The organism is Pseudomonas fluorescens (genome assembly GCF_902497895.1).
Lineage (GTDB): Bacteria > Pseudomonadota > Gammaproteobacteria > Pseudomonadales > Pseudomonadaceae > Aquipseudomonas > Aquipseudomonas fluorescens_BP.
Window position 1 is genome coordinate 1 of the sequence record NZ_CABVHQ010000135.1, and the last position, 4,149, is coordinate 4,149.

Sequence of the window (4,149 nt, forward strand, 5' to 3'; positions counted from 1 at the left end):
ATCTTGCTCTTGGGCAATCTTCAGAACCGCCAAAAGATCGCAGGCTGCGCCAGCTCCTACGCCCACCGAGTACACCCGCAACTGATCAGGAACACCGGCACACCGTAGGAGCTGCCGCAGGCTGCGATCTTTTGATCTTGCTCTTGGGCAATCTTCAGAACCGCCAAAAGATCGCAGGCTGCGCCAGCTCCTACGCCCACCGAGTACACCCATGTGGGAGCGGGCTTGCTCGCGATGGGTGCTTAACATTCAACATTGATGTCGACTGACACTCCGCTATCGCGAGCAAGCCCGCTCCCACATTGAATCTCCCACATTGGATCTGTGAAGCTTTGGAGATTGCTTCGGCCTCCAAACCGTCGGCTGGCAGTTTTACAAATCCCCAACACAGGAATTTTCCTGACCATTGCGTCAAGGCGTAGAATGCGCCGCCTTGCGCATCAATACCTTTGGACGCTTCGCCCGTGAATTCCGTGACTGACCGCCCTACCGCCACTTCCCTGAACCCCCCTGCCCGGATTCGCCTCGAGCTGCGCAGCCTGCTCGGCCTGGCCCTGCCGATCATGATCGCGCAGCTGGCAACCACCGCCATGGGCTTCGTCGATGCGGTGATGGCCGGGCGGGTCGGGCCGCGGGATCTGGCGGCGGTGGCGCTGGGCAACTCGATCTGGGTGCCGGTGTTCCTGTTGATGACCGGTACATTGCTGGCAACCACCCCTAAGGTCGCGCAACGCTTCGGTGCCGGCGCTCACGGCGAGATCGGCCCGATTGTCCGTCAGGCATTATGGCTGGCCCTGGTGGTCGGCTTGCTGGCGACGCTGATCCTGTTCAATGCCGAGCCGATCCTGCATGGCATGAAGGTCGACCCCGAACTGATCGGCCCGTGCATGGAATACCTGCGCGGGATCGCCAGCGGTTTGCCGGCCGTCGCGCTGTACCATGTACTGCGCTGCTTCAGCGACGGCATGGGCCGCACCCGTCCGAGCATGGTCCTGGGCCTGTGCGGGCTGGCGCTGAATATCCCGCTGAATTACATCTTCATCTACGGTCACTTTGGCGTGCCGGCCATGGGCGGGGTCGGCTGCGGCTGGGCCACGGCGATCGTGATGTGGGTGATGATGCTCGGCATGGCCGGCTGGACCCGCTGGGCGCCGGCCTATCAGTCGAGTCAACTGTTCAGCCGTTTCGATCTGCCGCAATGGGCGGTGATCAAGCGCCTGCTGAGCATCGGCCTGCCGATCGGCATTGCGGTGTTCGCCGAGTCGAGCATTTTCGCGGTGATTGCCCTGTTGATCGGCAGCCTCGGCGCCACCGTGGTCGCCGGGCACCAGATCGCCCTGAACTTCAGCTCGCTGGTGTTCATGATCCCGTACTCCCTCGGCATGGCGGTAACCGTGCGAGTCGGTCAGGCACTGGGCCGTGAAGCACCCCGGGAAGCGCGCTTTGCCGCGGGCGTCGGGATGGGCACGGCGCTGGCCTATGCCTGCATCTCGGCGAGCATGATGCTGTTGCTGCGCGAGCACATCGCGACCATCTACACCGCCGACCCGATAGTGATTCAGGTGGCCTCGATGTTGATCATCTACTCGGCGCTGTTCCAGTTCTCGGATGCGATCCAGGTGACTGCGGCTGGCGCCTTGCGCGGTTATCAGGACACCCGGGTGACGATGATCCTGACGCTGTTCGCCTACTGGGGGATTGGCTTGCCGGTGGGTTACGCCCTCGGCCTGACCGACTGGCTCGGTACGCCCAGCGGCCCGAGCGGGCTATGGCAGGGCTTGATCGTCGGCTTGAGTTGCGCGGCGCTGATGCTGTCGATCCGCCTGACGCGCAGCGCCCGCAAGCGCATCCGCATCAGCCGCTCGGCGGGTTAAATCAACTTCTTGCGAATCCAGTAGAGGTAGGTGCCTGCCTCTTCCTGCTGCGCCACCAGTTCATGGTCGAGAAACACACAGAACTTCGGGATATCGCGCCGGGTCGAGGGATCGGTGGCGATCACCTTGAGCAAGCCGCCGGGCACCAGGTCACGAATGTGCTGGTGCAGCATCATCACCGGCTCCGGGCAATTGAGGCCAGTGGCGTCGAGGGTGCCGTCTACCGGCGTATCAAGCATTTCACTCATGATTCACTCCTGAAACTTGCCGGCATTGTCGCGCATTGCCGGGTCTCGAGTCATCTGTAGTGTTTGTGGGAACGGCCTTGCCCAGATGTTTTACGAGGCTGAATTCGGCTCACGTAGCAGCTGCCGAGCCTGCGAGGCTGCGTTCGGCCGCGAAGCGGTCGTAAAATCAGGCACCGCGGTATTCCAGACAAACCGTGGCAGCAGGATTTACGACTGCTGCGCAGCCGAACGCAGCCTCGCAGGCTCGGCAGCTGCTACGGGAGAATGTGCCAAGCCGGAAATTCCTTAACCTAGAGGAATGTCCGAAGCTGGAAATTCCTTAACCGATTGGTATTAGGGCAAGCCCGGATCCCAAGGGGTTCAACGGGACTTGGGTTTCTTCACATCCAGCCGGCGCAAATGGCAGGTCACTTCTTCACGGTCGTGGTACAGCTGCTTGCAGCCGATCTCGACCCGAATGCCGCGCTCCTTGAACCCGTCGGCGATGCGTTCGAGCAAGCGCTTCACTTCGGCATAGCGCTGTTTCATCGGCAGCTTGAGGTTGACCACCGCTTCGCGGCAATGCCCCTCGCCAATCCATTCCTCCAGCATCGCCGCGTTGCGCGCCGGTTTCTCGACGATGTCGCAGACCATCCAGTCCACCGGCTGCTTGGGCTTGAAGGTAAAGCCGTCAGCCATCAAATGCTGGACCAGCCCGGTGTCCATCAGGCTCTCGGCCATCGGGCCGTTGTCGATGGCGGTCACCAGCATGCCGCGATTCACCAGCTGCCAGGTCCAGCCGCCGGGAGCGGCACCCAGGTCGACGCCGGTCATGTCGCTGTGCAGGCGCTCGTCCCACTGATCGCGGGGGATAAAGTGGTGCCAGGCCTCTTCCAGTTTCAGGGTCGAACGGCTTGGCGCATCGCGGGGAAACTTCAGGCGCGGAATGCCCATCGGCCACATCGCCGAGTTGTGGCTTTCCGCCAGGCCGAGAAACACTTCGCGCCCGCTTTTAAAAGTCAGCAGCAACCGAGGCTTGCCGGCATCTTCCACCAGCTTGCCGGCACCGGTCAGCGCCTTGCGCAACGGGCCTTCGAACTTTTTGCAGAAATTCGACAGCTCTTTACCGTCATTGGTATCCACCACCTCCAGCCACAGACTGCCGCAGGTCGGAAATGCCGCCATCTGCGCGAGGATCACGCTGATGCGGTCGGTTTCCGGCAAGTCGATAAACATCCCGCGAGCCCATTGCCGCGGGAAGATCAGCTCGGCGAAACGCTGGCCGCGCATCAGCCGTTCGGCGCCGTCGTCTTCGGTGCAGACGAACTCGGCACAGGCGCTGCTGGTCTTGGCCTTGGCATAACCCGCCACATTCAGCCGCGCCGCGTGTTCGGATATCTCGGAGCAGACTTCGCCTTCGAAGCCCGGCCGGCAATGCATAAAGAGGGTGTTCATTGATACTCCTGGGCAGTCGGCGAGAAATTCAGCCACTGCGTGACGCTCAGGCTTGCCCTGACCCTGCAGGAGCGAGCTTGCTCGCGATGGACTCAAGAGCGGCGCGTGTATTCAGAAAACACGCGTTATCCTTAACGTCCATCGCGAGCCAGCTCGCTCCTGCCCTGAAGCGAAGCCTGTCACGAAAACCGGCGCATGATAGCCGAGTTCGCCACCCCGGACCTGCCCATAGAGTCCGGTTATTAGCCACAAGCACCAAACAGAGCTAGGTTTAATGCTCCGCTCGTCCCGTCCTAGCCGTGCGGACTAAAAAGGAGTCATTCAATGCCGTCCCTCGATAGCCTGAAAACCCTTAAAACATTAGAAGTCGACGCCAAGACCTATCACTACTTCAGTCTCCCGGAGGCCGCCAAGTCCCTCGGCGACCTCGACCAGCTGCCCATGTCGCTGAAAGTCCTGCTGGAAAACCTGCTGCGCTGGGAAGACGACAAAACCGTTACCGGCGCCGACCTCAGGGCCATCGCCGGCTGGCTCAAGGAACGTCGCTCCGACCGGGAAATCCAGTACCGTCCCGCGCGGGTGCTGATGCAAGA

General features: G+C 61.6%; 4 protein-coding genes. 2 read left to right on the forward strand and 2 right to left on the reverse strand.

Annotation, left to right across the window (positions count from 1 at the left end):
- Window positions 1-464: 464 nt before the first annotated feature.
- Complete coding sequence (locus F8N21_RS29930) at window positions 465-1,874, forward strand: MATE family efflux transporter (protein WP_150645553.1); 1,410 nt, start codon at window positions 465-467, stop codon at window positions 1,872-1,874.
- Here the strand turns inward: F8N21_RS29930 and tusA are convergent.
- Together tusA and rlmM are read right to left on the reverse strand one after the other, a co-directional pair.
- Window positions 1,871-2,122 carry a sulfurtransferase TusA gene (gene tusA / locus F8N21_RS29935; protein ID WP_150645554.1) on the reverse strand — a complete coding sequence of 84 codons (252 nt, stop codon included), beginning with the start codon at window positions 2,120-2,122 and terminating at the stop codon, window positions 1,871-1,873. The two genes, F8N21_RS29930 and tusA, sit on opposite strands and share 4 nt — an antisense overlap.
- Window positions 2,123-2,482: 360 nt before the next feature.
- Entirely contained in the window at window positions 2,483-3,556 is a 1,074-nt protein-coding gene (gene rlmM / locus F8N21_RS29940) for a 23S rRNA (cytidine(2498)-2'-O)-methyltransferase RlmM (RefSeq protein ID WP_150645555.1), read from the reverse strand.
- Between the two features lie 324 nt (window positions 3,557-3,880).
- On the opposite strand from rlmM, the gene F8N21_RS29945 reads away from it, so the two are divergent.
- A partial coding sequence (locus F8N21_RS29945; protein WP_150645556.1) for a hypothetical protein occupies window positions 3,881-4,149 on the forward strand: 269 nt, incomplete at its 3' end.